The organism is Negadavirga shengliensis, assembly GCF_042652345.1.
Classification (GTDB): Bacteria; Bacteroidota; Bacteroidia; order Cytophagales; family Cyclobacteriaceae; genus Negadavirga; species Negadavirga shengliensis.
Genome location: NZ_JBHSJJ010000011.1, coordinates 43859 through 68521 on the forward strand (window position 1 = coordinate 43859; position 24663 = coordinate 68521).

The following is a 24663-nucleotide window of genomic DNA, read 5'->3' on the forward strand; positions in this document are numbered from 1 at the left end:
TGAATCCTTTTCGTGACTTCCCCAACTTAAAGTACTGCACCCATCTTCACAACAACGAATTGATCAGTCCCCTTGTCCCTTGGCTGTGATTTATGACGCCGGTAAATCTCATTTTCTCCACCAGCATCACCCGGTATTTTAAAAATAAATTTTCCGTTTTATTACGAATTTTTCGTAATAAAACGGAAAATTTTTATTTAGAATAGGTCAATGTGATTTTACCGGAAACTCTTCCTTCGGGGGTCTCGGTACTTACATCATGAGAAATAATCATTTCATTTTCCTTGACAGAAATAATCGTATACATGGTCTGTCTTCCGTCTTGTGCGGTTAAAGTAAGCGCTGTCTTATTGTCAATTTTCCAGCTTCCTTCTTCATTCATTTCCGGGTTGGTGTTGTGAATTTGGTATTTTCCATCCTCCATAATGATCAATTTACCGGAAAGATGAAGGCTTTTTCCACCTGCAATCATTTCGGGAATTTCAGGGCCTTCGGCTTGTTCAAAGTTAAATTCTACCCCTTTCCATTCACCTATGAGCTTTTTTTCATTGCCCGTTTCAAAGGAAAATAGGGTGAGCATTAGGGCCACCAAAGGTATGGCGCACAGAAATCTGCACTTTTGCAGTTGACCGGATTCTCTTTTGTTCATCATAATAATACGTTTTTTGGTTTGAAATTGATTGAATTTATTAATAAGCAACCCATCAGGGTCAATGTTGATTTGCTTCACCAAAAGTCTAGCATATTCAAATGGGGAATATAGACGTGTGACGGCTTGGTCCGCCTTAAATTCATGAACTTCTTTTATTAACTTTTCATATAGAAAGATCAAAGGATTGAACCAGAAAATAATTTTAATAAGTTGTATCAAAACCAAGTCCCACGTATGTTTCCGATTCACGTGGGTAGATTCATGGAGGATCATTCTCCGCTGATCGAAGTCTTTTGGATGATAGTCGGGAAGAAGGATATAATGGAAAAACGATGAAGGGGAAAAGCTGTCATTGACCGCCAAAGTATAATGTTCATGCTTGTATTTCCTTGATGCGCTGATCAAGAGAAAAGCCTTACATATGCCCATAATGAACCGGATAAAAAAATATCCTGATCCCAAAAAATATACCATCCAGATGAAAGGGTGCCAGGGAAAGGAAAACCTTTCCTCGTTCAACGGCGTACCGGCCCCCTCCATTTCATACCATTGGAAGGAATCAATGAATGGTTTGCCAGTGAATGTTTCACCATTCCTCAATTCAACTGAAATCAATGGCACCACAACAGAACAGGATATCAGAAACAACAGCATATACCTGTTCCATTCAAAAAAAGTTAACCCTTCTAGAAAGGATTTGTAGAAAACAAACCCTAAAGCCAAGCATAGGCTACCCTCTATTAAATAATTGACAAAGGAATTCATTGCTCTTTAGATTTTTCATATTGATCAATCAATTTTTGGAGGTCGTGAATTTCTTTTTCAGAAATCTTTTTCTCTTTAACCAAGAAAGAAAATACATTTTCCACAGAACCCTCGAAAAAATGATTCACCAAATGGTTAAACTTTTTCTTTCGGTATGCGCTGTGGGTGATTTTCGGATAATACTCATGAGTTTTACCATAGGTCTTATGCAATAGATAACCCTTTTTTTCCAATAATTTAATGGAAGAAGCCAGGGTGGTATAAGGAGGTTTTGGTTCGGGAATATTGTCCAGAACATCTCTCACCAGAGCTCTTCCAAGGCGCCAAAAAATGCGCATAATGTGTTCCTCTTGTTGTGATAGTTCTTCCATGCGTCTAATGTACAGCATTAATACCTTAAAACCTACGAAAATTTAGTATAATTACTAAATTTTCGTAGGTTTTTGCAGAAATCTTTCAACCCAGAGTTCGGTCCACCTTATTGTATGTATGTTCGATTCCGATGGGGATTTTGTCATGGTTTTTGCTTGGTTCCCCGCAAAAACACATGCCAAAATCCTGGAAGATCCGTTCTGTAGAATCCGGGGATTACCATCCCCGGTTACAATATCTTCACCCGCTACGCGGGTTTTGCTACCGTTTACAATCCTCTTTAAACAACACCGGACTCAAGTTTTTTGCTTTTTCCCCTTTGCTACAGATCAGCCAATACGTTTTTTCCCAATGTCCATTCCCGGTAGGGTTTTATCATGGTGTTTGCCTGGTTCCCCGCAAAAACACACGCCAAAATCATGGAAGATCCGTTCCGTAGGACCCGGGATTGAAATCCCCGGGTACGATATCTTCACCCGCTACGCGGGTTTTGCTACCGTTTACAATCCTCTTTAAACAACACCGGACTCAAGTTTTTTAGCTTTTTCCCCTTTGCTACAGATCAGCCAATACGTTTTTTCCCAATGTCCATTCCCGGTAGGGTTTTATCATGGTGTTTGCCTGGTTCCCCGCAAAAACACATGCCAAAATCCTGGAAGATCCGTTCCGTAGGACCCGGGGATTGAAATCCCCGGGTACAATATCTTCACCCGCTACACGGGTTCTGATGCCGTTTAAAATCGTCGATAATTATCTACAATTAGAAACTCAGGTTTGAATTAAAAGGCGTTCGGAAGATGGATCCGGATGTAAACCCTTCGAGGGTTTAAATAGGCTTGACTACAAAATACCTCAAAACAAGTATACACCCCTCAAAAAAGATTAACCCTAAGGGTTGCCCGCTTTAGGATTGATAAAAGCTATTCCCTTGGAAGATAAATGGCTGAAGGGATGTTTCTGGCAGAATTTACTTAAATTATAGCCTTATTGATGACCTTCTGTCAATTCAACTTATTGGCCCATAATCTAATCTGCATATCCATGACCCAATTGATCCGCACCAACCTGCTCAACCCCATCGGTTACCGGCTTGTTATCCCCTTGCTCTTTTTCTTATCCAATGTCCAAGCCAAGGATTACAACATCCTGGATTTTGGGGCAAAAAGCGGGGAGAAGGCTACCTCCGCCATTCAAAAGGCCATAGATCACTGTCACGCCCATGGCGGTGGCAGGGTGTTGGTCCCGGCGGGTAAATTCATCACCGGCACCCTTGTTTTGAAAAGCCATGTGGTCCTGCACTTGGAACCTGGCGCGGTGCTGCAGGCCAGCCATGATATCACGGATTACCTCCGTACATTCCGGCTGCACGGGATGGTCTTTGCGGAAGATGCCACCGACATCGGCATTACGGGTACCGGCACCATCAATGCGCAGGGTACCACTTTCTATGATCCAACCGGTAACCACACGTATGAGGAGTTTGACCGTCAACTCACACGGCAAAAGGAAAAATACATGCCTGAAGGGGAGTTCTATACCGATGGCCCCATCAAACGGCTACCGAAACCGGGAATGACCATCTCCTTTTTCCATTGCAGCAATATCCTGATGCGGGATTTTCAGTTGCTCGACACCCCCTCATGGGCGATCCGGCTGGGCTACTGTGAAGAAGGCCACATCGATGGGATAAAAATCTTCAACAACCTGATGGTGCCCAACAGCGATGGCATACACATGACCGCTTCCAGAAACATGCGCATCGCCAATTGCCATATCCGCGCGGGGGATGATGCCATCATTGTCACCGGCTTTGCCATTGAAGAAGATGTTCCTGATTTTGATCCGAAAGTGCAGGAGGCGCATGAGCATGGCAACAAGTCCATTTATTCGGAGAACATCATGGTGACCCATTGCCAGCTTCAGTCCCGGTCTTCTGCCATCCGGATAGGCTATGGCCAACACCCTATCAGGAGGATTATTTTCACCAACATTCAGATCTATGGTTCCAATAGAGGCATAGGGATATTTGCCCACGATAAAAGCCATATTGAGGACCTGATTTTCAGTAACATCACTATAGAGACCAGGCTGCACAACGGACAGTGGTGGGGCAACGGCGAACCCGTCCACCTTTCGGCGGTCTCCAGGTTTGAAGACATCCCGGCAGGCTCCATCAAAAACGTACAGTTCCGGAACATCATCATGGAAGGGGAGCATGGCATTGTGGCCTTTGGGCTGCCTTCCAGTCCTTTGGAGAACATCAGTTTCAAAGATGTGGTCCTCCACATCAAAAAAGGAAAAGAAACCATGGCTTATGGCGGCAATTTTGATTTCCGGCCGGTTGCTGATCTGGGTTTAAGGCTGTTTCAACACGATATCCCAGGGCTGTATGCCCAATACACCCATGGGCTCACCCTGGATGATTTCAGGCTTTCCTGGGATGAAGACCTGCCGGATTTTTTTACCCATGGCGTGTGGTGCAAGTCGGTCAGCAACCTTATCCTTGACAAAACAGACTCCCCCGCCAACCCCAACAGCAGCACCAGTCAGGCGGTTTATTTGGAAGGCAGCAGTTTTAAACCGGAATAACTTTTGCCCATAGGTATGGCGCTATTGGAAATATGGGCTTCTTCATGGTGATGCCCCCCATTTTGCAAACCGAAGACCATCATGACTGCGAGCAACAGCACCAAAAACTGGTAAATCAGGGTTTTCGGGCGCTGTTTTCCTTCCTGCAGCAAAGCAGGCAACAGGTTGCCTATCGCCATGTAAATAAAGCCTCCCGCCGTAAGCGCCAAAAGGTAGACCGGCTTGATGGCCACCACTTCACGCATTAAAAAAACAACCCCTACACCCAGCAGGCTGCTAAGGCCCACAAGAAAGTTGATTTTTACCACTTTTGCGGGCGGGTAGCCGCTGAATATCAACGTGCCTGTATCCCCCAGTTCCTGCGGCAGTTCATGCAGCAGAATGGCCATGGTGGTAGCCAGCCCCAGTTCAGGTCCGATCATAAAACTGCCGGCGATGACCATCCCGTCAATAAAATTATGAATCCCATCCCCCACCAGGTTCAGATAGCCGATGGGTTTTATGGCCGCTTTCCGGTGCGTATCCAGTTGGTACCAAATACATGATTTTTCGAGGACCATAAAAAACAGTATGCCTCCCATTACCCACACCATAACACCTCCTACCCGGTGGACTTCCAGTACGGCCTCGGGAATCAGGTGAAAAAAAGCGTTGCCCAACAGCACGCCGATGGCCAAAGCGAGTACCCATGGGAGCAGTGTTTTAAGTCTTTCCGCAGACATCAGCTTGTACAGAAGACCCACAAAAGCCATAAGGCTCACTACAAATGCCGCCAACAGGGCGTATACCAATGCCAAACTGATTTCCATGACACAAATATAAATGCAACATTATTGCATTTATAATTTTTATTCATAAATTTTTCCGCACCATCAAAAAAATCATCATGAAAACATGCTTCATTTGTTTAATCGGCTTATTCGTCTTGGCTATCAATGGTTGTTACCCACACAAAAACAGGCCTGAACTGGAAGAAGCCTTCCAGTATCACCAGGAATCTTTGAAAACGCGGAAATCCATATCAGAAATGCTCCGGGATCACGAAAGCAAGACCAACTCTCCCCTGCCGGCCCATTTCCAATCCCTGAAGGATGAGCTGGAGGAATGGGATGAGAATTTTGTGGAAGTGCCGGGATACGGCCATGTGCACGATCATGACCATGATCACGACCATCATCACCTACCGGCGCCGGATTTGACCGATGCGGAACACCGCGATCTTCAAAAACACCTGCTTGAGGAAATAAGGTCTTTAAGAAAAAAAACAGACCATCTTCTGAAGGAATAAATGCAGGATAGCATCTTCCAATTTACCGGATTATAATTTTGATAAATTAAAATTTTTAAAATATTTTATTGATGTTAAAATTTGTGAAAAGTTTTTGTTACTTCTATGTTGCGCTTTAATTTGTTTTTATTAAGTTTAAAAAATTTTAACAATTAAAACACTTACTCAGTCGGCGGAAACGCCAAATTATATAGCTGAAGTCAGTTAAAATAAACCCATTTATGGAGTCTCATTTTGAGGGCTCCTTTTTTTGTTTATGAGGTGTTTGTCCACGGATTACAGGAATGGGCACGGATTTGAAAGGAAGTTTTTAATGCCATAATCCGTGAAGACCTGTCCCAGCCTGCCCCGAACTTGCTTCGGGGTACTTGCTTCGGGATCAGTGGAATCAGTGGACCGAAACAGCCATTCTCCCACAGGTTTCCGTGATATCCCGAGAGGTTTGTCCACGGATTACACGAATGGACACGGATTTCAATGGAAGTTTGTAATGCAGTAATTCGTGAAGACCTGTTTTCGATTCCAATGGGATTTTGTCATGGTTTTTGCTTGGTTCCCCGCAAAAACGCACGCCAAAATCCTGGGAGGTCCCTTCCATAGGGTCCGGGGATTGAAATCCCCGGGTACAATATCTTCACCCGCTAGGCGGGTTGTATTATCGTTTAAAATACCCGATAGCTGGTAGAGAATCCGGACCAGAAAAAATCCGTGAAAATTGGTGAAATTAGTGGACAAATATTGAACGCAGGGGGTTGGGATGCCGGTCTGATCAGGCCACCTCTTCCCCGCAAAAACACACGCCAAAATCCTGTAAAATCCCTTCCGTAGGGTCCGGGGACTGCCATCCTCGGGTATATACCACAGAGGGCACAGAGGGTGAGGAGGGGTTGGGTACTGAAAATGATGTATGGAATAAAAATAATTCCACCCCCTAAGCGGATTTTGTTGCTGTTTACAATCTTCGATAGTTAAAATCGGAAGTGAACCAATAATGGTATCTCCCTTCGCGCAATCTTATCCGCGGCGGGGAAGACAGCGCACAGGATTGCTCCATCGCGGCGTAATAGGAATGCTCTGGGCATGGGTCAAAGGAGACGTGACGCGAAACCAGGAGAAAACATTTAGCCGTAGTTGCTTAACAACAGCGTTTCCAGTAAATCGCCGATATAATAGGCCACCAGTGCCGCGATAAAGCCCAAAGCCAGGGTTTCGGCTACGCTTCTCCACAGTCCTGTCCTGTTCACCCAGCTTTTCAGAACCCCAATGACGATAAATGCCATGCCGGTCAGGATGCTGGTCCATAAAAAGGTATCGAAAGGCGCTTCATAAAAATAATCCCAGACATATACCGTCAGCGGGATAAAGCCCACCAGGATAAAAGACACCAAAGTGGCCGCCCCGACCTTAAATGGGCTTTTGGCTTCTTCCATCATATTGAGTTCGTCCTTCATCATCTCGTCTATCCAGCGGTCCCGGTCAGACACAATCACCTCGACCACCTGCTGTAACAGGGGGCCCTGGAAACCTTTTGCCCGGTAAATGTCCTCTATTTCCTCCCTTTCCTGTTCAGGGAGATTATCGACCTCCCAGGCTTCGATGTTGCGGTGCTTGAGATAATTCTCCCTTTCGGATTTGGAAGAAAGGTAGGCGCCTACCGACATGGAAAAACCATCTGCAAACAAATTGGCAAAACCCAATATGATAATAATCACCGGGTCCAGGTTGGCCCCCACGGCCCCCGCCACCACGGCAAAGGTGGTAACCGCCCCATCGATACCTCCGTACACAAATTCCCTTAGATAATCCTGGATGTTTCTCAGAAACCTTATTTCCTGATGAATTACTTTTTCTTCCATGGTATTTTACTGCCTTGTCAAAAAGATCAATGTATATACAGCCCGTCACCTCACAAATCTCTCTACCGTTTCTTCAATATGAAGACTATTTACCGATTTCCCTGTGAATAAAAAAGATTCACCTTAAATTAACGTGAGTTTCTCGGAGTAAGAACGTTTAAAAAGCCTTCAATCGTCACTGCGAGACTTAACATTTAGAAAACGCACAAATCGGGATGACGGTTTCTTCCATGCGCAGCCGATATGGCTGTCCAAAACTGTCAAAATCAGTGTTTTTCAACCAGTTGAATAACAGTGTATTGTACAACACGTCATCGGTAGGAGATACAGCCTGTCCCTGCCAACCGGCAAGCAGTCTTTTTCTGGAAATGATCGTCAAAGCTGGGTCAGGAATGTCTGTGGCATAAGGGCAGGTGGTTGTTTTCTATTATCCTACTCCTCTTCTGTACTTTTGGCTTGATCCAAACGAGTACCCATTCCGATAGCTATCGGAACAAGGCAAAAATAAGCTTCTCCCCGCAAGGCCCGCACACCCTCGCTCCCGTCAGCTGTACCCGCATGAACCGAGTTGAATTGGTTAAAACCTTCTGTGTTATCGAATAACTGGACGGCTTTCGTCATCGGTAGGAGTTTATCCCGGCCAAATCGGGAAAGCAGTCTCTTCTTGTACGCCCGTCAAGGGATTGACTTCTAGGATCCTGTTATTACGTTTGTTACTTTTTTGCTGCAGGTCAAAAAAGTAACCAAAAAACCCCGCCGCTACGCCGCGGCGCACACGTGTGCATCTTTTGCGCTAAAATTTAAGGCCACCCACACACAGGCAAACTCCTCGGTTTTTTGGATAAGGAACACGCTTCAGTTTGGCACCTTTCTACCAAAAAACCTCGTCTCCCGATAACTATCGGGGATGCCTGTGCCCTTGCCCCCGCTTCTTAAATTTCTTAACGCGCTAAATCTGCAAGGCGGAAAGAGCGTTTTTTCCAGCCGGGAATAACCGTACCGTCACTGTGAGGCTTAACATTTAGAAAATGCACAAATCGGGATGACGTTTCCTCCGTGTGCGTAGCTGATATGGCTGTTCAAAACCGCCAAAATCAGTGTTGTTCAACCAGTTGAATACCAGTGTATTGTACAACACGTCACCGGTAGGAGTTCGCGACGAAGCAGTCTCATAATTTATGCACTCGTCAAGGGATCGCTTCGGCGCGGGCAGCGTGGCTGTCAATTACACCGACGGGTTGCCGCTTCTCGGGATGAATTGTGTTAAATGTCAACTTTTGAACCCAAATTTTATTTTACAAAAACTTCACTGAGAAACTCACTTAAATTATCAAATTATTCCCATTCTGCCCTATTCTCTGAAGAAGAAATCCTCCAAATCGTAAAACCCGCTCATTTTACGGGGTTTGTTGATTATATTTAAGAAAAATCCATTTTTCCCCATGGAAACAACCCTATCCGGATACGATTCCCGACAAATGTACGGATTCCTGCCTTCGGACACCAAAGGTGTGGATCTTTTAGCCCAGCTTGCTTTGGACATGAGATGGTCATGGAACCATGCGGCAGACAGCATTTGGCAGCAGATAGATCCCGAAATATGGGAACTCACGCACAATCCCTGGATTGTCCTGCAGTCCGTCTCCAAGGAAAAGCTGGAAAAAACCCTGAAGGAGCCTGGCTTTTTGGAGGAAGTGCAAACGCTGTGGGAGTCAAAAGTCCGCTTTCACAAGGAAGAAGCATGGTTTCAAAAATACCATAGCGACTCCCCCCTGTCCTGTGTGGCTTATTTCAGTATGGAATATATGCTGGATGAGGCTTTGCCCATTTATGCGGGAGGTCTGGGTAATGTAGCAGGAGACCAGCTCAAGGCAGCCAGCGATCTGGGAATTCCTTTGGTAGCAGTTGGCCTTTTTTACCAGCAGGGCTACTTCAGGCAATCCATTGACGAAAATGGAAAACAACAGGCATATTTTCCCCACACTGACCCCGGACAGGTTCCCATCATCCCTCTCCGAAAGGAAAACGGCGAATGGTTAAGGTTGAAGATCGAAATGGACGGAAATACCATCTGGCTCAGGACCTGGCAGGTGCAGGTGGGAAGGGTGAGGCTTTACCTCATGGACAGCAATGATCCGGCGAATTTCCCCATGCACCGCTGCATTACCAACGAACTGTATGGCGGGGGGCCGGAAAACCGTATCCGGCAGGAAATCATATTGGGTATCGGCGGATGGAGGCTGCTTAGGGCCATTGGCCATCATCCTGAAGTATGTCATCTGAATGAAGGCCATGCTGCCTTTCTGGTTTTGGAGAGAGCCCGCGACTTGATGAATGCCTACCAATTGACTTTTGAGGAGGCCCTTGCCACCGGCCGGGCGGGAAACCTGTTCACGACCCATACAGCCGTTCCGGCGGGCTTCGATCACTTCAGCCCTGAATTGTTGCGTCAATATTTGGGTGAGTATGTCAGCAACCACCTCCAGATAGACTTTAGCCGCTTTTTGGCATTGGGAAAACTGAATACCGAAAACGCTTCCGGTCATTTCAACATGGCTTATCTCGCCATCCGGGGCAGCGGAGCGGTTAACGGCGTGAGCAGGCTTCACGGTGAGGTAAGCAGGCGGCTGTTCAGCAAACTGTTCCCGAGGTTTCCCTTTCACGAGATCCCGATAGGCCATGTGACCAATGGGGTGCATATGCCCAGTTGGGATTCCAAACGGGCGGACAAGGTCTGGACCCAGGCCTGTGGAAAGGACCGCTGGAGAGGGCAGCAGGAAAACCTGCATGCTTTCATGAAAGGCGTACCCCACGAAACGCTATGGAACATGCGGAGGAAAGCGAGAAGCCAGCTGGTAACTTTTATAAGAAGCCGGCTTGAAAGGGAAAAACGACTGGGCAACCCTTTTCCTCATTATCCGGAAACGGCAGCAGAAATCTTTAATCCGGATACGCTGACTTTGGGATTTGCCAGACGCTTTGTTCCCTATAAAAGGACAAATCTCCTTTTGCATCAGCCCCAAAGACTGGCTAAACTGCTTACTGATGCGGACAAACCTTTACAGTTGGTCATCTCGGGAAAAGCCCATCCCTATGATGATACCGGCAACAAACTGATAAGGCAATGGTTACAATTCATCGAGGATTACAACTTGCAGCGACAGTTGGTTTTCCTGAGTGATTACGACATGTCTGTAGCCGAAAAAATGGTGCAGGGAGTGGATGTTTGGCTGAATACGCCCAGAAGACCTTGGGAAGCCAGCGGGACCAGCGGCATGAAGGTTTTGGTGAACGGTGGATTGAATCTATCGGTCCTGGATGGCTGGTGGGCGGAGGCGTATTCCCCCGAGGTGGGCTGGGCACTGGGAGATGGGCAGGAGCATGGGGAGGATCCGGCCTGGGATGCCAGGGATGCGGAGGCATTGTACGACCTGCTGGAATTCCAGGTGATACCGGAGTTCTACGACCGTAACCAGGACAATTTGCCCGAAAAATGGCTGGAGAAGATAAGATCGAGCATATCCGAACTGACGCCCCGGTTTTCTGCCAACAGGACAGTACGGGAGTATACCGAGCAATACTACCTTCCCGCAGCCGAACAGTTTCTGAAAAGAACCGGGAAAGATGGTGAGTCGGGAAGGGAGATTTTAAAAAAGATTTCCGCGCTCAATACTTATGGACAAGGCATTCATTTTAATGAGGTCCATGTGGAAAGGTCAGATCATAAACTGCTGTTTACCGCTTATGTCACCCACCGGGGCATACCAGCTAAGGATCTTTCTGTTGAAGTCTTTGCAGAAGGGCTGAACGGCAGTCTGCCTGAACAACATGCGATGAAAGCGGTATCGGAAAACGGCAACGGAAGCACGGTTTTCACCGCCGAAATAAAAACCGGCCGGCAGGAAGGGGATTTTACCCCAAGGGTAAGGGGTAACTTTCCGGATGTGCTGCCCCTTGAGCATGAATGGATTATTTGGGCAAGGTGAATTCCCTCATTATGCTCCAATATAAAAACTTAGGCCAATTGTCCAATTTTTCCTGCGTGATTTATTAAGCGACAAACCTATCAGGCCGTGGATTAATAGATGTAGGAGGCATCGGCCAAATCCCTAGGCCAATTTCAACTACTCGCAATGTTTCTCTGAGCAGTCACATATTTGTTCAGCTTGGAATCTATACTACCTACTTTATTGTTTGATCAATACATAATCCCTGTAAATAATGCGCAACACAATCCAATGGGTTATACAAGAACTATAACTTTTTATACAAATATCAAAACAGACTACTTTTATAATTTTTCCGAGCAAAAAGTAGACGAACCCTTATATTTACAAGCAAATGAAAAGAAAGTCGAAGCAGATTTTCGACTTTCTTTTACAGGATCTAACCATAGATATTCCTATCCACCGGTACGAGGATAATAATTCATTCGATACGGATTCTTTTCACTTGGTATTTTCCACCTACAGTATAAGTGACATGATAAACCCCCGGCTGCAGACCGACAACATCTATGGCAACTTCACAACCATCCGCCGCAACACTTTTCCTCAAATTATTTTGGGCATCGATCAGCAGAATTTCACCCGTGAAATTTTCTTCTGTCTCGCTCTTAAGATGGAGGATGTCCTTTACGGGGTTAGGATAGATTGTCACATTGCTTTCTCCCAAGTTAAAGCAGGACATAGGATAAAGAGATACTGTGCCTCTTGGGCCTCCACATGCCAGCGGCCCGTTTGACACAAAACAATGGACAGATATAAAACCACTGCCGCCAACCATGATATCTATGGATTGTGTACCTTGTCCGCTCATTATGCTCCCACCGTTTACAGTCCAATCATAGTCCACTTGAGTTATATTTGCTACAACAGTAATGACTTGGTTAGGGCTTGTACAGGTTGGGAAATAATAAAAATCAAAATCGGGATACTCTGGACCAACCTGAATCTGTTTAGTAATTTGATTGTTGGAAGTTCCCAGACCCGGAAACGTATAAGTCAAGGTTGCCGTTCCCGCAGCCGTTGAACTTGAAAGACTTAGATTTGCTGTTGTTCCTGTACCTGAGCTATTGGTGAAAAAATGGGTTGGGCTGGCTTCCCAAGAAACACCTCCTATGGCAGGGTTCTGTAAGGTATAGGTTTCCGTCGTACATAAAACATCAGGACCTGTAATTTGAGACTTTATAATTGCACCGGACTGGTTTACAATGGTACTTGTTTCTACTATATTCTCATCATCGGGGTCCAAAAATTGTCCGAACTCCTCCCATGTTAGATGTAGTTTCCCGCTTAATGGTCTGGTATTAGTTCCATAATTACAATCCATAATATTGGAGTGGGGAGGTTCCCGCCCAGTAACTGCACCTATGACTTTTTTATTTTCATTAAAAAATGGACTTCCAGAACTGTTTGGTTGGGTAATGCCGTTATGCCAATGATAAGACCAATATTCCCTATCATCAATATCAATATAGGTCCCCAAATCTTCTCCGAAAGAAATCTTTTGTACGTCCCCTAAAGGATGGTGAATTGCGGCTACATCCTCTACAAGTTCTTCTTTGATACTCCATCCCAAAAAAGAGACGGGGTTGTTTGAAAATACTGGGTTATTATGAGGGTTTGTGGTTAATTTTAACAATTCAAATCTGTTTCAGCGACCGTGTTTCCCAAAGTCTGCGCTCCCTGTACCCAAATCGATAAAGGTCCTTCGGTATTTGGACTACATTGCGGACTTCGATAATGGAATACAAACTGTAGATGATCTAAATAAAGATTAGGAGCCGTATGACCTGAAGTTAAAATTATTGGTTCAAAATCCTGTTTCCCATTGTTAATCAAACTTCCTGAACCGTAATACATAATGTTAGGACCACTTTCCATGTCCACAATTAAACATACAGCATTGGCTTCGGTTTGATAATCAGAAAAACAGTTTACATTGTTGTTACATTCAGCCGAACAATTGAATCCAAAATTACAATCTTCCCTGGCAATTCCCGCACCATGAAAATCCACAATACCATGGGAAACTTTGGACCCCTTTATACTACTTTTTCCACGCTCATCAACAGGTTCTACAAGCAATAGCTTCAGCTTATCACCCGGCATTAGAGCAGATATAAATTTATCGGGAGAGGATACGTATTCTGCCCTTATAGGACCCTGGAGATAATGTGCTTCTTCATTGACTATATAAAATTCCGCATTTTCAGAAAGGTAAAAACTGTCAAACACAATCCCCATCGATTTACTGTTTTCCGATTGGATTATCAGTTCTTTGTAACAGTAATTGCCAAAACAATTTTCACTCAGTGAATTGAAGTCCACAATAAATTTTGCAACAATTCCAATCGGAACAGGTCCTTCTATGGGCATAGCGGATAATCTTTCCTCAACTTCCATTAACTTTCCTTCCTTATCGGGAATTACAACGTTCAACGTCTTTGACCTAATTCCAAAATCAAATTCATTTATCTTTTCTTTATCCACTTTCTCTACTTTAACCTGTCCAAAACAAAATAGATGTGCAAAAGAAAAAATAATCACTAGTAATATTTTTTCATATTATTATATATTTTAATGATTATTACCTAAATTTAACTTCTATTAACTAAATATCAAAGTAAAAATGAAGAAATTTAGTTTGATATTGCTTTACATAGTTTTTTCCAGCGGATGTGTGCCCGAAAACGAAGCGGAGAGAGCCGGAGAAATGGAACTGGATTGTGCAGTTGGAAAAGACAATTATTTTAAGCCAGAAGGAAAGTTAGCGTTTTCATATATTTATAGCGGAACGAACACTATGGAAAACGGTGTGTCCGAATATTTATATGATAAACAATACAGACTGGCCAAAATGCTCTCAGAAACCCACCTGATCAATCAGATTTTTCATAAAATCAACACGTACACCTATAATGAACTCGACTGTTTAGTTTGGGAAAAAAAATACGATTTGGTGGATGATCAATGTAGTTTCAATCTTGCTTATAAGAAAGTTTTTGATTCACAAAACAGACCGATAGAACTACATGTTCACCGGGCGGACGGCAGTCAGGATGTAGTATATCGCAATACTTATAACGATGCCGGAAAGCTGGTCGAAAGGGATGTTCGGGGGGAACGGGAGGTTTATACTTATTTGGAAAATGGGAGAATAGCCTCTATGAGACAATATAGTGCGGGGGACATTGCCATAGGCCACCTGTACCGTTATGATGAAAAGAATCGTTTGGTGGCCAAGGAATATTTTGTGAGCCGTGGGGATACCATCCCTGAGGAAGGGGAGGGAAATATTGAGGAGTTTGACTATGATGATCAGGACCGCCTGGTGGAAAAAAGGATTTATGCGCCTACCTGGGGTTTTGAGCTGCAGGCGAGGGTGGTTTTTGAATATTATTGACCGTTTCTTTGGAAAAAAACAGAGAAGCCACGGATACACAAGTGATTTTTCAGGTATCCGTGGCTTTGTCAAAACATCAAAGGGTTTCGGAACATTTGCATGCTCGATGGACGTTACTGCATCTAATTTTCGATTCCGATTGGGATTTTGTCATGGTTTTTGCTTGGTTCCCCGCAAAAACACACGCCAAAATCCTATGAGATCCCTTCCATAGGATCCGGGGATTGAAATCCCCGGGTACAATATTTTCACCCGCTACGCGGGTTTTGTCGCCGTAAATCTTCGATAACCAGATTCAAACTCAGGTTTTTCAGCTTTTTGCCCATTGCCATAGACGAGCCAATTAGGCTTTTTCTATGTCAATTCCGGGTGGGCTTTGCCTGGTTTTTCCCTGGCTCCCCGCAAAAACACACGCCAAAATCCTATGAGATCCCTTCCATAGGATCCGGGGATTGAAATCCCCGGGTACAATATTTTCACCCGCTACGCGGGTTTTGTCGCCGTAAATCTTCGATAACCAGATTCAAACTCAGGTTTTTCAGCTTTTTGCCCATTGCCATAGACGAGCCAATTAGGTTTTTTCTATGTCAATTCCGGGTGGGCTTTGCCTGGTTTTTCCCTGGCTCCCCGCAAAAACACACGCCAAAATCCTATGAGATCCGTCGATAGGGTCCGGGGATTGCAGTTCCCCGGACACAGTATTTTCACACGCTACGCCGGTTGTATCATCCTTAAGAAATCCCCGATAGCCGGCAGAGAACCCCGGGCCAAAAACAAATCCGTGGAAATTGGTGAAATTCGTGGACAAATACTCAACGCAGCGGATCAAGATGCCGGTCTGTTCAGATCGCCGCTCCCCGCAAAAACACACGCCAAAATCCTGTCAAATCCCTCCCATAGGCCCGGGGATTGCCATCCCCGGGTACAGTATCTTCACCCGCTATGCGGGTTTGACCGCTGTTTATAATCTTCGACAGTTAGCATTGAACCCTAGTTTCCATCATGTTATTCCTCCCACCAGACTTTTGTGTTGATGTCATCGGTCCCTATCCTGGCCACGGCTTCGTTGTAGTTTTCCGTGTTGTTGATCTGCACATCTACCGGATACCTGAACCGTACGGGCACAAGCTGGTCATTTAGCATTCCGGCGTTTTTCGGCAAGACCGGATATCCCGTTCTCCTGTATTCAAACCACTGTTGGTAATCATTGAAATACAGGCCGAGGTATTTTTGCAGCATCAGTTTTTCCAGGGTGCCATCAAAAGCCGCGGCAGTATTTTCAAAATACGTTTCAGGAATATCTACCCCCCACTGCTCCATGGCCGCTTCCACAGCGGTGTTGTAGTGCGTTTCGGGATCTGAAGAGATGTGTCCCTTCAAAGCCAGTTCCGCCTTGATGAATTCCACTTCAGCATAAGTCAGTATCAGTGAAATCATGGGCACCTGCACCAAGGCTATATTGTGGTTACTCGGCGAGAAGTTGAACTCAGAATCCCCTGTGGCATAGCCACTGGGAATCCCTTTATAGCCAATCGTGGTCTGGCCATCCGGATCCCTCGCCTCCGTAGCAAAAACCGGTCTCCTCGGATCGTCCAGTTCATTGAGCCTGTCTATAAAAAACGCAGACATTGCCCTGAAAGTGGTGAAATCAATGGCCCTTCCCCAGGGAGAGAGGTTAGGGTTAACGCCGGTAATCTTCAAGATGGCTGATTCCTGCGTGGAATTGAATACCGGGTAAGTTTCCGGGTTCTGGACGATCGCTGCCATTCTGGAGAAGGCATTGGTTTCCGTCCTGTTGGAAACCCGCAGCAGCAACCTCAGGTGAAGGGAGTTCGTGAATTTCTGCCATCTGGCCACATCATTCTGGAAGAGAATATCTTCCCCATAGATCATGTTTCTGCCCAGGTCATACAGGGAATTGGCCCGCTCCAGGTCCGATAGAATAGCCGTATAAACTTCCTGTTGTGTGTTGAATTTTGGCCTGAAAATCCCCTCTTCTCCGCGGGAAGCTTCTTCAAAAGGCACATCCCCAAAACTGTCCGACAACAAGCTGTACACCCAGGCATTTAAGGTAAGCGCTACGGCCTCATAGTTGGGGTCTTCCGCGTTGATGGCCGCTTCTTTCATTTCCTTGATATTTATCAGCCACCGATAATAGGTGTTCCAAGTGGAATTGCCGGCTGCCTCACTCACATCATACCTGTGCAGGCCCCCGGTGGCGCTGGGAAAAGGCAATGCTACCTGCATGATCTGAAAAGTAAATGCGTCCGCTCTGGAGGTATTGAAGCTGGAAACCCCATATAGAATGGGATTTAAAAGCGTTCCCGGACTGATCCTGTCTATTCTGTTGGGATCTGTATTGACTTCTTCAAAATCGTGTATGCAGGATTGTCCCACAAAAAACACGGCGAATGCGACGAATATCTTCTGTATATTTCTCATGGCTGGATCGATTAGAATTTAAGGGTTAGGTTCACGCCAAAGGTTCTGGGCGTAGGCAATTGGCCCATTTCAACGCCGGGCAACAAAGTGCCGCCGTTAAGTGCTGCGGTTTCAGGGTCAAATATGGGGAACTTGGTCCACATGGCCAGGTCCCTTCCATACAAGGCTATGGAAGCCCTTTCCACCAGCATCCTGTCCAACAATTTTGAAGGAACATTGTATTCAAAACGCAATTCCCTTAGCTTGATAAAGGAAGCATCAAAAGAGTTGGACTCCACGTTTGCCCTGCGGTAGTATTCCCTGTAATAATTCGGGATGGTGGTTGGCTCCGTGTTGGGAGAATAGGTACCGTCGCCATTGTCCACAACCCCTTCTCCTATGATAAATCCGTCCTCACGTCCCATAAGCGTATGCTTGAGCTTGCCCATTTCGGACATTTTATGGTGGGTTTGGGAATAAATGATGCCCCCGTACTGGCCGTCCAGCAAGAACGACATTCTTAAATTTTTGTAGGCCAACTCGTTTCGGATACCGCCTTTCCACCTGGCATAGGCATTACCGATATACTGGATTTCCTGAGGCCTGACGGGCAGCCCATTGTTATAAACAATCTCTCCATCCGGGGATCTTACGAAGCCGAAACCGTAAATATCGCCTGTGGTCCCTCCTACCTTCGCAATGATGGAAGCATTACCACCGGTGCCTATGACCTGTTGCCCGTCCATCTCATCTGCCAGTTCCTTCACTTCGTTGATGTTCCTGGCCCAGGTGATGAAGGTATTCCATTTAAAGTTTCCTCTGGCTATCGGGCTTCCGTTCAGCACCAATTCGACGCCTTTATTTTGGACCTTCCCGGCATTCAGCACGGCCCTTGAAAACCCGGTGGTGATGTCTACCGGCACTTCAAGGATCTGGTTCCTGGTCAGCGTCTGGTAGAAGTTGATATCCGCTCCCAACCTTCGGTTAAAAAAAATCAATTCAAGACCTGCCTCGTAGCTCGTAGTGATCTCAGGCTTAAAGTTGGTATTATAAAGTGTGGTCGGTACCGATCCGGAGCCCGGAAAATCGCTTTGTCCATAATACTTGCTGGTCCTATAGGGTTGGGTGTCGTTACCTACCTGTGCGCCTGACAGCCTGAGTTTTGCGAAAGAAAAGGCCTGGGGCAGATTGACCATGTCCGAAAGGACAAAGCTGGTGCTCACAGAAGGATAGAAGAAGCTTCTGTTCTGTCTTGGCAAAGTACTGGACCAGTCATTCCTTCCTGTAAGATCGATAAAGATTTTATCGTCAAAGGACATGGATACCAGACCATAAAGGCTGTTGATCACCCGGTCATTGTCGCTCGTGATGACCGCGGGAATGTTGATCCCGTTAGAAAGGGTGAATAATCCGGGAATCACCAGACCGTCTACCTCGGCACTGATCAGCCGGTAGTTTCTCACCATCTGGTTGCCTCCAAGACTGGTCCTGAGATCAAATTTTTCAAAAGATTCTTTGTAAGTCAGCAAAAAGTCTGTGTTGATCTCATAATTGGTGATGTCCTGTTGTTTGAAATAGCCTCTCTGAAAGTTGGCTGAGCTGTATGGCCTCCGTTGCTCCCTTTCCTCCTGGCTCATGGCCACCCCGGATCTGAACATCAGGTCGAACTTATCGGAAAAGTCGTAGGTAGCCGACAGGTTCCCCACTACGGTATTGTTGTTTACCGCATTGGTCATCTCGTAAGCAATCAGAAAAGGATTGTCTATGAAGCTGCTAAAGGGGTGGACCTGATCCACGTTTTCCATGCCCTGCTTCCAAATTGGCCGGTACCAGTCCAAATCGATGCTGGGGTTCTGGAAAATCATAAAATAAGAGATGGACTGGTTGTTGTATCCTGTTGCAGGGAGGTTGTCACTCCTTTTGTTGATGTAGTTGACCTTGCCGTTTATTGCCAACCTGTCGTTGATTTTCTGCTGCACGCTCAATGCGGCCACGTACCGCTCGAAACCGGTGTTGGGCATGATCCACTCGTTTTTGGTGTGGGTGATGGAGGCCCTGACGGCTCCGGCGTTGGTATTGCCTTCCAAGGACACATTGTTGACCATGTTGAAGCCGGTTCTCCAGAATCCTTTAATGTTGTCTTCATACGGCCTCCATAATCTTCTCTCAGGGGACTGGCCCTCTGTAGCGGGATCGTATTGGTAATAGTACTGGCCTTCGAACCTGGGACCAAAAGCGCTGCTGGTACCTCCCGTATTGGCACCGTCTTCGGACGCACCGTAAGAATAATACAGCTCTCCATCGCTGTTGAAAGCATTTCCTGTTCCCTGCCCGTATTCATATTGGTAGTCCGGCCACCTCAGCACATCGTTGAAGCTCACATTGGTATTGACACTCACGCCAATGCCTTTCTTCTTTCTCTGGCCGCTTTTGGTGGTGACGATCAGCGCGCCGTTAGCCGCCCTGCTTCCATAAAGTGCGGAAGCACTGGCGCCTTTTAGGACTGTGATGCTTTCTATGTCGTCCGGGTTGAGGTCCGCTATGCCGTTTCCAAAATCCACCGGAACGTCATTGCCTGAGCCGGCTCCATAGGCATTGTTTACGCCGGAAGAAGTCAACCCGCTGTTCATCGGCACCCCATCGACGACAATCAAAGCAAAGTTACCGTTGGGATTGAGGGAGTTGTCTCCTCTTAGACTGATCTGGGAGGAATTCATCGGGCCGGATCCCGCGGACATCACATTTAATCCTGCCACCTTACCTATCAGGGCGTCGGACCAGTTATTGGAACGCGCATCCAAAAGCTCCTCATTGGAAACTTTCTGAGTGGCATATCCCAAGGCCTTTTCTTCCCTCTTGATTCCCAGGGCGGTCACGACGACCTCTTGCAGGGCGCTTTCGTCCATGGTCAGTTTTACATCAATGCTGGATTGGTTGTTCACCAGAACTTCCTCCTGTCTGAAGCCGACGTAGGAAAAAACAAGAACATCACCCTGGTCCACCTGAAGAGAGTAAGCCCCGTCTATATCGGTGACCGTTCCTCTGTTTTTGCCTTTCACGATCACGCTTACCCCCGGCAGGTACTCTCCCGTTTCCCCATCCTGAACCCTGCCGCTGACCGTGATGGATACTTCTTCCTTCTTGTGGGACGGGTTGGTTTCCTTCAGACTCACCGCAATGGTTTCGTTCATTTGTTTGAATTTCAGATCCGTACTGCCGGATATCGCCACCAACATTTCTTCCAAAGTCATCCGTCTTTTTTCCAAAGCGACTTCCTGCTCCAGGTGAAGCTTGTTTTCATAAGAGAATTTAAACGGTGTTTGTGCTTCCACTTCCCTGAAATACCGGGATACCGTTTGCTTTTTTTCGGAAACCTTTATGATGGTTTCGTCCAGCCGCTGGGCATTGGTGTTTCCCGCCCAAACAAGGCTTTGCAGCCAACAGAGCAGAAACAAGACGTGAAATGTTCTCATCGAGATCCTGATTAATGAGAGGTGTACATTTTTTTTCATAAATTTGACTGTTTCTTGTAATGAGAAATTTGAACTATTCAAAACCAGGGAGGGGCCGGTGCAACGGTCCTTCCCTTTTTATTTGCATTATTTGCAGGATTTAAAACTGATACTCACTTTATTTTTATACATCTCGTAATCCAACGGGATAGAGTATTTTATCGCTTCCAGAATATGCTCCAGGCTCATCTTATGATAGGCTCCCGTCAATAGGCAGCCGTTGTTCCCATCCCCGAGATTATGGTCGATTTCCACGCCAAACCAGTCTTCCAACATGGTCATGGCCTGCACCACACCGGTTCTTTCAAAAACTATCCAATCATCCGCCCATCCAAAGGCAAGTCTTTCATCGGATACCGGCTCCTTTATACTTCCGCCTTGCCGTATCGTCAGCATCTCGTTCCTGTTCAACAGAAACCGCTCCCCTCCGGCATCCCGGACAGCCACCAAGCCCTCTTTTACCGCCACCCTTTCTCCTTCTTCCATGGTTGTTTCTATCACAAAGGAAGTCCCCAAGACGGTGGTAACGGATTGGTCGGTGGATACCGTGAACGGATGATCCTCATCTCTGCTCACATGAAAAAGCGCCTTGCCTTTTAATTTCAAGTTTCTGTTCTGCGAAAAATCTTCAGCTATTTCTATTTGCGTATGATGAAACAATACCACTTCGGAGCCATCGGGAAGCTTTACCCTTTTTTTCATCCCCGCCCCATTTTCTACTCTTTTAAAAAATGATTCGTCGGGAGCAGGACTGTGTGTCATATGATTGCCCATATAAAAAGCAACCAACAGAAGACTAATGGATGCCGCGGTATAAAATACCCATCGCCTGTAGGCCGGCTTTTTATAGGCGATGTCCCTGTTTACCTTTTCCCACAGCTCCTGTTTTACCATGGATTTGGTGCGGTTCTTATGATCTTCGATGAAAACCTCTTCCTGCCGGACACTGTCGTACCAATCATTGACGTCCTTTATGTCCTTATGGGAAGCTTTGCCTCTCAACAATCTTGATATACTGTCCAATAATAACCTGCTATACTTCATATGGGTGACCTTTCATTATTATAGTCCCAATAAACTACCAGACTTACCGTCAACAACCATTAAATATTTGTTAATGTATTCAAGGGATATAATCTTTTGTTAACATACCGGCATTCTTACCGGAAAAAATCCTGATTTGTGCGGCTTATGGGATAAAAAGAAAAGGGAGAATCGCAGCAAAATGTTTTAACTCTGCCCGGACCAGTTTGGTGGATTTTGAAAGATGGTTGTGGACGGTTTGGGTGGATAAACCCAGTGCCTGGGCGATCTCCTCCGCAGAAAAACCTTCCAGCCTGCCCATTTTAAAAATCAGACGCTGTTTTTCCGGCAGCCGTGAAAGCACGATTTCCAACTGATCATAAATATCTTCCAGCGCCAGGGGTTGTTCCCGTGCCGCTTCCAAGTTGGTTTCGCCGATCGATTCAAAAACCAGTCGTCTTGAAGCATCGATATGTTTCAATACTTTGTATTTAACGGCAGTAAGCAAGTAGGCTTTCAATGTGGACCTGATTACGATGGATTTGCGGCGCTGCCATATATCAACAAAAATTTCCTGCAGGATGTCCTCCACGATCTCCTGATTGGGTATTCTGCTGTATGCTGCCACGTACATGATATCCCAGTACTCTTCAAAAATCTGCTTGAACTGTCTATGAGACCTTAACAATAACATAGGGGAAAACAATAACATATGGAAAATTTCGCTTTCCACAAATTTATACCAATGTATCAGATCAGATCGGTAGTGACAAGTTATTTTATTATTAATTTTTTCACTATGATACCTTTAACTTATGGTGAAACGGCGTGCTCCCTGTCAAGAATACCGTAGGTGCATCCATTCTGGGCAGCCCACCCCGGATCTCTACCCATTCATGCCCATGCTGCCCGGGGCCAAATACGATGGTATCCCCACCACAGGTATACCTGCCTTCATCGGATTTCAAAAAATACACCTTATCCATACTTTCGTGCTGCTCGACCTTGGAGAAACTCCCGCCCGGCCGGAATATCAGTTCCAATGCCACTGGCACATGATCGGTACCCCGTATATCGATTTCCAGTTCAAACCCTTCGGGTATTTCCCTGATCTTCACCAACGTCTTTAACTTTTGGACCTCTGATTGCGCTCTTTGGCTCCGCGGCATTTTGGACCAATCTCCGTCTCCCGGGATTTTTTCTTTGGGGAAGGGCTGATAATAGGGGCCTTCCAGGCTTCTTTCCAGTATTACCTCCCCCCCTTTTTCTTTGAAATCTTCCGATACAAACTGCCCCTTTCCAAAAAAAGCAGCCGCAAGACGCACGCCTTGCAACACGGCATTCCCTTTATGGAAAGTAAAAAATACCGCGTTATTCAATAAAATCGACGCATCGTAATCTCCCCTTCTGATCCGGATCAGTCCTGAGTTGGGAAACTTTTTGCTATAATCCGTAGGCAAAGGCTTTCTTGCCGGCAATTCTTCCCATAATGCCGGGTCTTCCAGAAAGTACTGGATATCGCCTACCACTTTGGGGAAGGCCGTCTCTTCCACCAGCCTGCATGCGGCGGCGTAGTAACCGTTATTGTCCAATAGCGCCATGTAGCGGTAGGGATAATAATACCTTTCCAAATGCCCTACAATGCTGTTGTCCTGCCGGCCTGAAGCTTCGGTAACGATTTCCCCGTTAGGATGAAGGTAATAAAAAGTCATGTCCAGGTTTTTCCGCACCTCATCCAAAAGGTATTCCTTTCCGGCAAAACCCCTCGCGGTACTGATCAGCACCCGGTTACTAAGGGAAGAATAAATATAGCTGCTTTTCTCTTCATATTGCCCGTCCTCATCCAGGTCAATCCCTTCCGCCAGCCAGGTTTCTGCCCGCTCCAGATAAGCCTGTTCGGGCCATATGCGGTATAAACCGGCCAGAGCCGCGCACACCACCCAACGGTGATTCGGTGTATGGATCCCCCCTGTTACCAACGCCTTTCCCGCGTTTTTTAGAAACCCGGCCAGTGCGGTCATTAACGCTTCTTTTTGTGGCACCTGGCCTCTTTCCAGCAAATGGTACGTGGGGCAAAGCCATTTTACGATGAAACCTGTATCCGGTGTGCTGTGAAAATTGGTGCTCAACAGGTCAATGGTTCCATCCTCATGCTGCACTTTCTTTAAATACTCAGCTGCAGCAAGCAATTCCTTGGAGAGTGATTCGTTGTTGTAAAATTTTGATTCTTCGGTGGCCAGGGCACAGATACCGGATTTCAGAAAAGAAGTGACGGCATGCGCGCTGGCCATACCATATGCATCCGATATGCCGCCATATCCAGGATCTTCCGGGTTGGTGATTCTCTTGAACCTTAAATTCTCTACATTCCCGTCATTCATATGGATCAGTTGGACCAGCCAATTGGGTTTTTTGACAGGCAAAACGGCTTTATCAGGGGACAATAACCCGGACAAACCGCCGGGCAAAAAAACGGCATAACCTGCCAAAAGCCCGTTCTGTTCCATAAATTTTCTGCGGTTCATGTATCTGGGTTTATATGCTTGTCTAATATAGGAAAAAAACAGGATTCCATTTGTCCCTGATATACCGTAAGGGAAATCCCAGGTGTTTACTCCCCTTTACCAAGTGTAGGAAAATATGCGAAGCCATCAACCTGAGTCGATTGACGTTACTGTATATGATATTCGATTCCGGTTGGATTTTGTCATAGTTTTTGCTTGGTTCCCCGCAAAAACGCACGCCAAAATCCTGTGAAATCCGTTCCATAGGGTCCGG

At 46.0% G+C, this 24663-nt stretch carries 16 protein-coding genes; 4 read left to right on the forward strand and 12 right to left on the reverse strand.

What is annotated here, in order from left to right; all coding sequences use genetic code 11:
* Positions 1 to 193: 193 nt before the first annotated feature.
* Together ACFPFU_RS17625 and ACFPFU_RS17630 are read right to left on the reverse strand one after the other, a co-directional pair.
* Entirely contained in the window at positions 194 to 1417 is a 1224-nt protein-coding gene (locus ACFPFU_RS17625) for a M56 family metallopeptidase (RefSeq protein WP_377066474.1), read from the reverse strand.
* Entirely contained in the window at positions 1414 to 1788 is a 375-nt protein-coding gene (locus tag ACFPFU_RS17630; protein WP_377066476.1) for a BlaI/MecI/CopY family transcriptional regulator, read from the reverse strand. Before ACFPFU_RS17630 ends, ACFPFU_RS17625 begins: the two co-directional genes overlap by 4 nt.
* A 1042-nt stretch (positions 1789 to 2830) precedes the next feature.
* On the opposite strand from ACFPFU_RS17630, the gene ACFPFU_RS17635 reads away from it, so the two are divergent.
* Positions 2831 to 4378 (forward strand): glycoside hydrolase family 28 protein, encoded by a 1548-nt coding sequence (locus tag ACFPFU_RS17635; protein ID WP_377066478.1) that lies wholly within the window; start codon positions 2831 to 2833, stop codon positions 4376 to 4378.
* Here ACFPFU_RS17635 and ACFPFU_RS17640 read toward each other — a convergent pair.
* Positions 4345 to 5187, reverse strand: a complete 843-nt coding sequence (locus ACFPFU_RS17640) for a ZIP family metal transporter (RefSeq protein WP_377066480.1) — start codon at positions 5185 to 5187, stop codon at positions 4345 to 4347. The two genes, ACFPFU_RS17635 and ACFPFU_RS17640, sit on opposite strands and share 34 nt — an antisense overlap.
* A 77-nt stretch (positions 5188 to 5264) precedes the next feature.
* Here ACFPFU_RS17640 and ACFPFU_RS17645 point away from each other — a divergent pair, with 77 nt between their 5' ends.
* Positions 5265 to 5666 carry a hypothetical protein gene (locus ACFPFU_RS17645; RefSeq protein ID WP_377066482.1) on the forward strand — a complete coding sequence of 134 codons (402 nt, stop codon included), beginning with the start codon at positions 5265 to 5267 and terminating at the stop codon, positions 5664 to 5666.
* A 1121-nt stretch (positions 5667 to 6787) separates the two neighbouring features.
* On the opposite strand, the gene ACFPFU_RS17650 is transcribed toward ACFPFU_RS17645, so the two are convergent.
* A complete protein-coding gene (locus ACFPFU_RS17650; protein WP_377066484.1) occupies positions 6788 to 7522 on the reverse strand; it encodes a VIT1/CCC1 transporter family protein in 735 nt (244 codons plus the stop codon).
* 432 nt (positions 7523 to 7954) lie between these two features.
* A complete protein-coding gene (locus ACFPFU_RS17655) occupies positions 7955 to 8143 on the reverse strand; it encodes a hypothetical protein (RefSeq protein WP_377066486.1) in 189 nt (62 codons plus the stop codon).
* 821 nt (positions 8144 to 8964) lie between these two features.
* On the opposite strand from ACFPFU_RS17655, the gene glgP reads away from it, so the two are divergent.
* Positions 8965 to 11508, forward strand: a complete 2544-nt coding sequence (glgP, locus tag ACFPFU_RS17660; protein WP_377066488.1) for an alpha-glucan family phosphorylase — start codon at positions 8965 to 8967, stop codon at positions 11506 to 11508.
* Between the two features lie 442 nt (positions 11509 to 11950).
* On the opposite strand, the gene ACFPFU_RS17665 is transcribed toward glgP, so the two are convergent.
* Positions 11951 to 13165, reverse strand: coding sequence for a T9SS type A sorting domain-containing protein (locus tag ACFPFU_RS17665; RefSeq protein ID WP_377066490.1), 1215 nt, complete (start codon positions 13163 to 13165; stop codon positions 11951 to 11953).
* Entirely contained in the window at positions 13159 to 14016 is an 858-nt protein-coding gene (locus tag ACFPFU_RS17670) for a hypothetical protein (protein WP_377066492.1), read from the reverse strand. The genes ACFPFU_RS17665 and ACFPFU_RS17670 overlap by 7 nt, the downstream gene beginning before the upstream one ends.
* 139 nt (positions 14017 to 14155) lie before the next feature.
* Here ACFPFU_RS17670 and ACFPFU_RS17675 point away from each other — a divergent pair, with 139 nt between their 5' ends.
* Positions 14156 to 14929 carry a hypothetical protein gene (locus ACFPFU_RS17675; protein WP_377066494.1) on the forward strand — a complete coding sequence of 258 codons (774 nt, stop codon included), beginning with the start codon at positions 14156 to 14158 and terminating at the stop codon, positions 14927 to 14929.
* Positions 14930 to 15934: 1005 nt separating this feature from the next.
* On the opposite strand, the gene ACFPFU_RS17680 is transcribed toward ACFPFU_RS17675, so the two are convergent.
* The 5 genes from ACFPFU_RS17680 to ACFPFU_RS17700 all read right to left on the reverse strand — a co-directional run bounded on the left by ACFPFU_RS17680 (position 15935) and on the right by ACFPFU_RS17700 (position 24410).
* Positions 15935 to 17371 carry a SusD/RagB family nutrient-binding outer membrane lipoprotein gene (locus tag ACFPFU_RS17680; protein WP_377066495.1) on the reverse strand — a complete coding sequence of 479 codons (1437 nt, stop codon included), beginning with the start codon at positions 17369 to 17371 and terminating at the stop codon, positions 15935 to 15937.
* 11 nt (positions 17372 to 17382) lie between these two features.
* Positions 17383 to 20823, reverse strand: a complete 3441-nt coding sequence (locus tag ACFPFU_RS17685; protein ID WP_377066497.1) for a SusC/RagA family TonB-linked outer membrane protein — start codon at positions 20821 to 20823, stop codon at positions 17383 to 17385.
* Positions 20824 to 20949: 126 nt separating this feature from the next.
* Entirely contained in the window at positions 20950 to 21906 is a 957-nt protein-coding gene (locus ACFPFU_RS17690) for a FecR family protein (RefSeq protein WP_377066499.1), read from the reverse strand.
* A gap of 145 nt (positions 21907 to 22051) precedes the next feature.
* A complete protein-coding gene (locus ACFPFU_RS17695) occupies positions 22052 to 22579 on the reverse strand; it encodes a sigma-70 family RNA polymerase sigma factor (RefSeq protein ID WP_377066501.1) in 528 nt (175 codons plus the stop codon).
* Between the two features lie 103 nt (positions 22580 to 22682).
* The gene (locus ACFPFU_RS17700; protein WP_377066503.1) at positions 22683 to 24410 is read right to left on the reverse strand and encodes a cupin domain-containing protein; all 1728 of its coding nucleotides are present in this window, start codon (positions 24408 to 24410) and stop codon (positions 22683 to 22685) included.
* Positions 24411 to 24663: the final 253 nt, after the last annotated feature.

What these genes read in the sequence shown, in the direction of transcription:
- ACFPFU_RS17685 (WP_377066497.1), bottom strand. Translation starts at nt 20,823, where the DNA reads ATGAGAACATTTCACGTCTTGTTTCTGCTCTGTTGGCTGCAAAGCCTT.
- ACFPFU_RS17695 (WP_377066501.1), bottom strand. Translation starts at nt 22,579, where the DNA reads ATGTTATTGTTAAGGTCTCATAGACAGTTCAAGCAGATTTTTGAAGAG.
- ACFPFU_RS17655 (WP_377066486.1), bottom strand. Translation starts at nt 8,143, where the DNA reads ATGACGAAAGCCGTCCAGTTATTCGATAACACAGAAGGTTTTAACCAA.
- ACFPFU_RS17690 (WP_377066499.1), bottom strand. Translation starts at nt 21,906, where the DNA reads ATGAAGTATAGCAGGTTATTATTGGACAGTATATCAAGATTGTTGAGA.
- ACFPFU_RS17700 (WP_377066503.1), bottom strand. Translation starts at nt 24,410, where the DNA reads ATGAACCGCAGAAAATTTATGGAACAGAACGGGCTTTTGGCAGGTTAT.
- ACFPFU_RS17630 (WP_377066476.1), bottom strand. Translation starts at nt 1,788, where the DNA reads ATGGAAGAACTATCACAACAAGAGGAACACATTATGCGCATTTTTTGG.
- ACFPFU_RS17650 (WP_377066484.1), bottom strand. Translation starts at nt 7,522, where the DNA reads ATGGAAGAAAAAGTAATTCATCAGGAAATAAGGTTTCTGAGAAACATC.
- glgP (WP_377066488.1), top strand. Translation starts at nt 8,965, where the DNA reads ATGGAAACAACCCTATCCGGATACGATTCCCGACAAATGTACGGATTC.
- ACFPFU_RS17635 (WP_377066478.1), top strand. Translation starts at nt 2,831, where the DNA reads ATGACCCAATTGATCCGCACCAACCTGCTCAACCCCATCGGTTACCGG.
- ACFPFU_RS17640 (WP_377066480.1), bottom strand. Translation starts at nt 5,187, where the DNA reads ATGGAAATCAGTTTGGCATTGGTATACGCCCTGTTGGCGGCATTTGTA.
- ACFPFU_RS17680 (WP_377066495.1), bottom strand. Translation starts at nt 17,371, where the DNA reads ATGAGAAATATACAGAAGATATTCGTCGCATTCGCCGTGTTTTTTGTG.
- ACFPFU_RS17675 (WP_377066494.1), top strand. Translation starts at nt 14,156, where the DNA reads ATGAAGAAATTTAGTTTGATATTGCTTTACATAGTTTTTTCCAGCGGA.
- ACFPFU_RS17645 (WP_377066482.1), top strand. Translation starts at nt 5,265, where the DNA reads ATGAAAACATGCTTCATTTGTTTAATCGGCTTATTCGTCTTGGCTATC.
- ACFPFU_RS17625 (WP_377066474.1), bottom strand. Translation starts at nt 1,417, where the DNA reads ATGAATTCCTTTGTCAATTATTTAATAGAGGGTAGCCTATGCTTGGCT.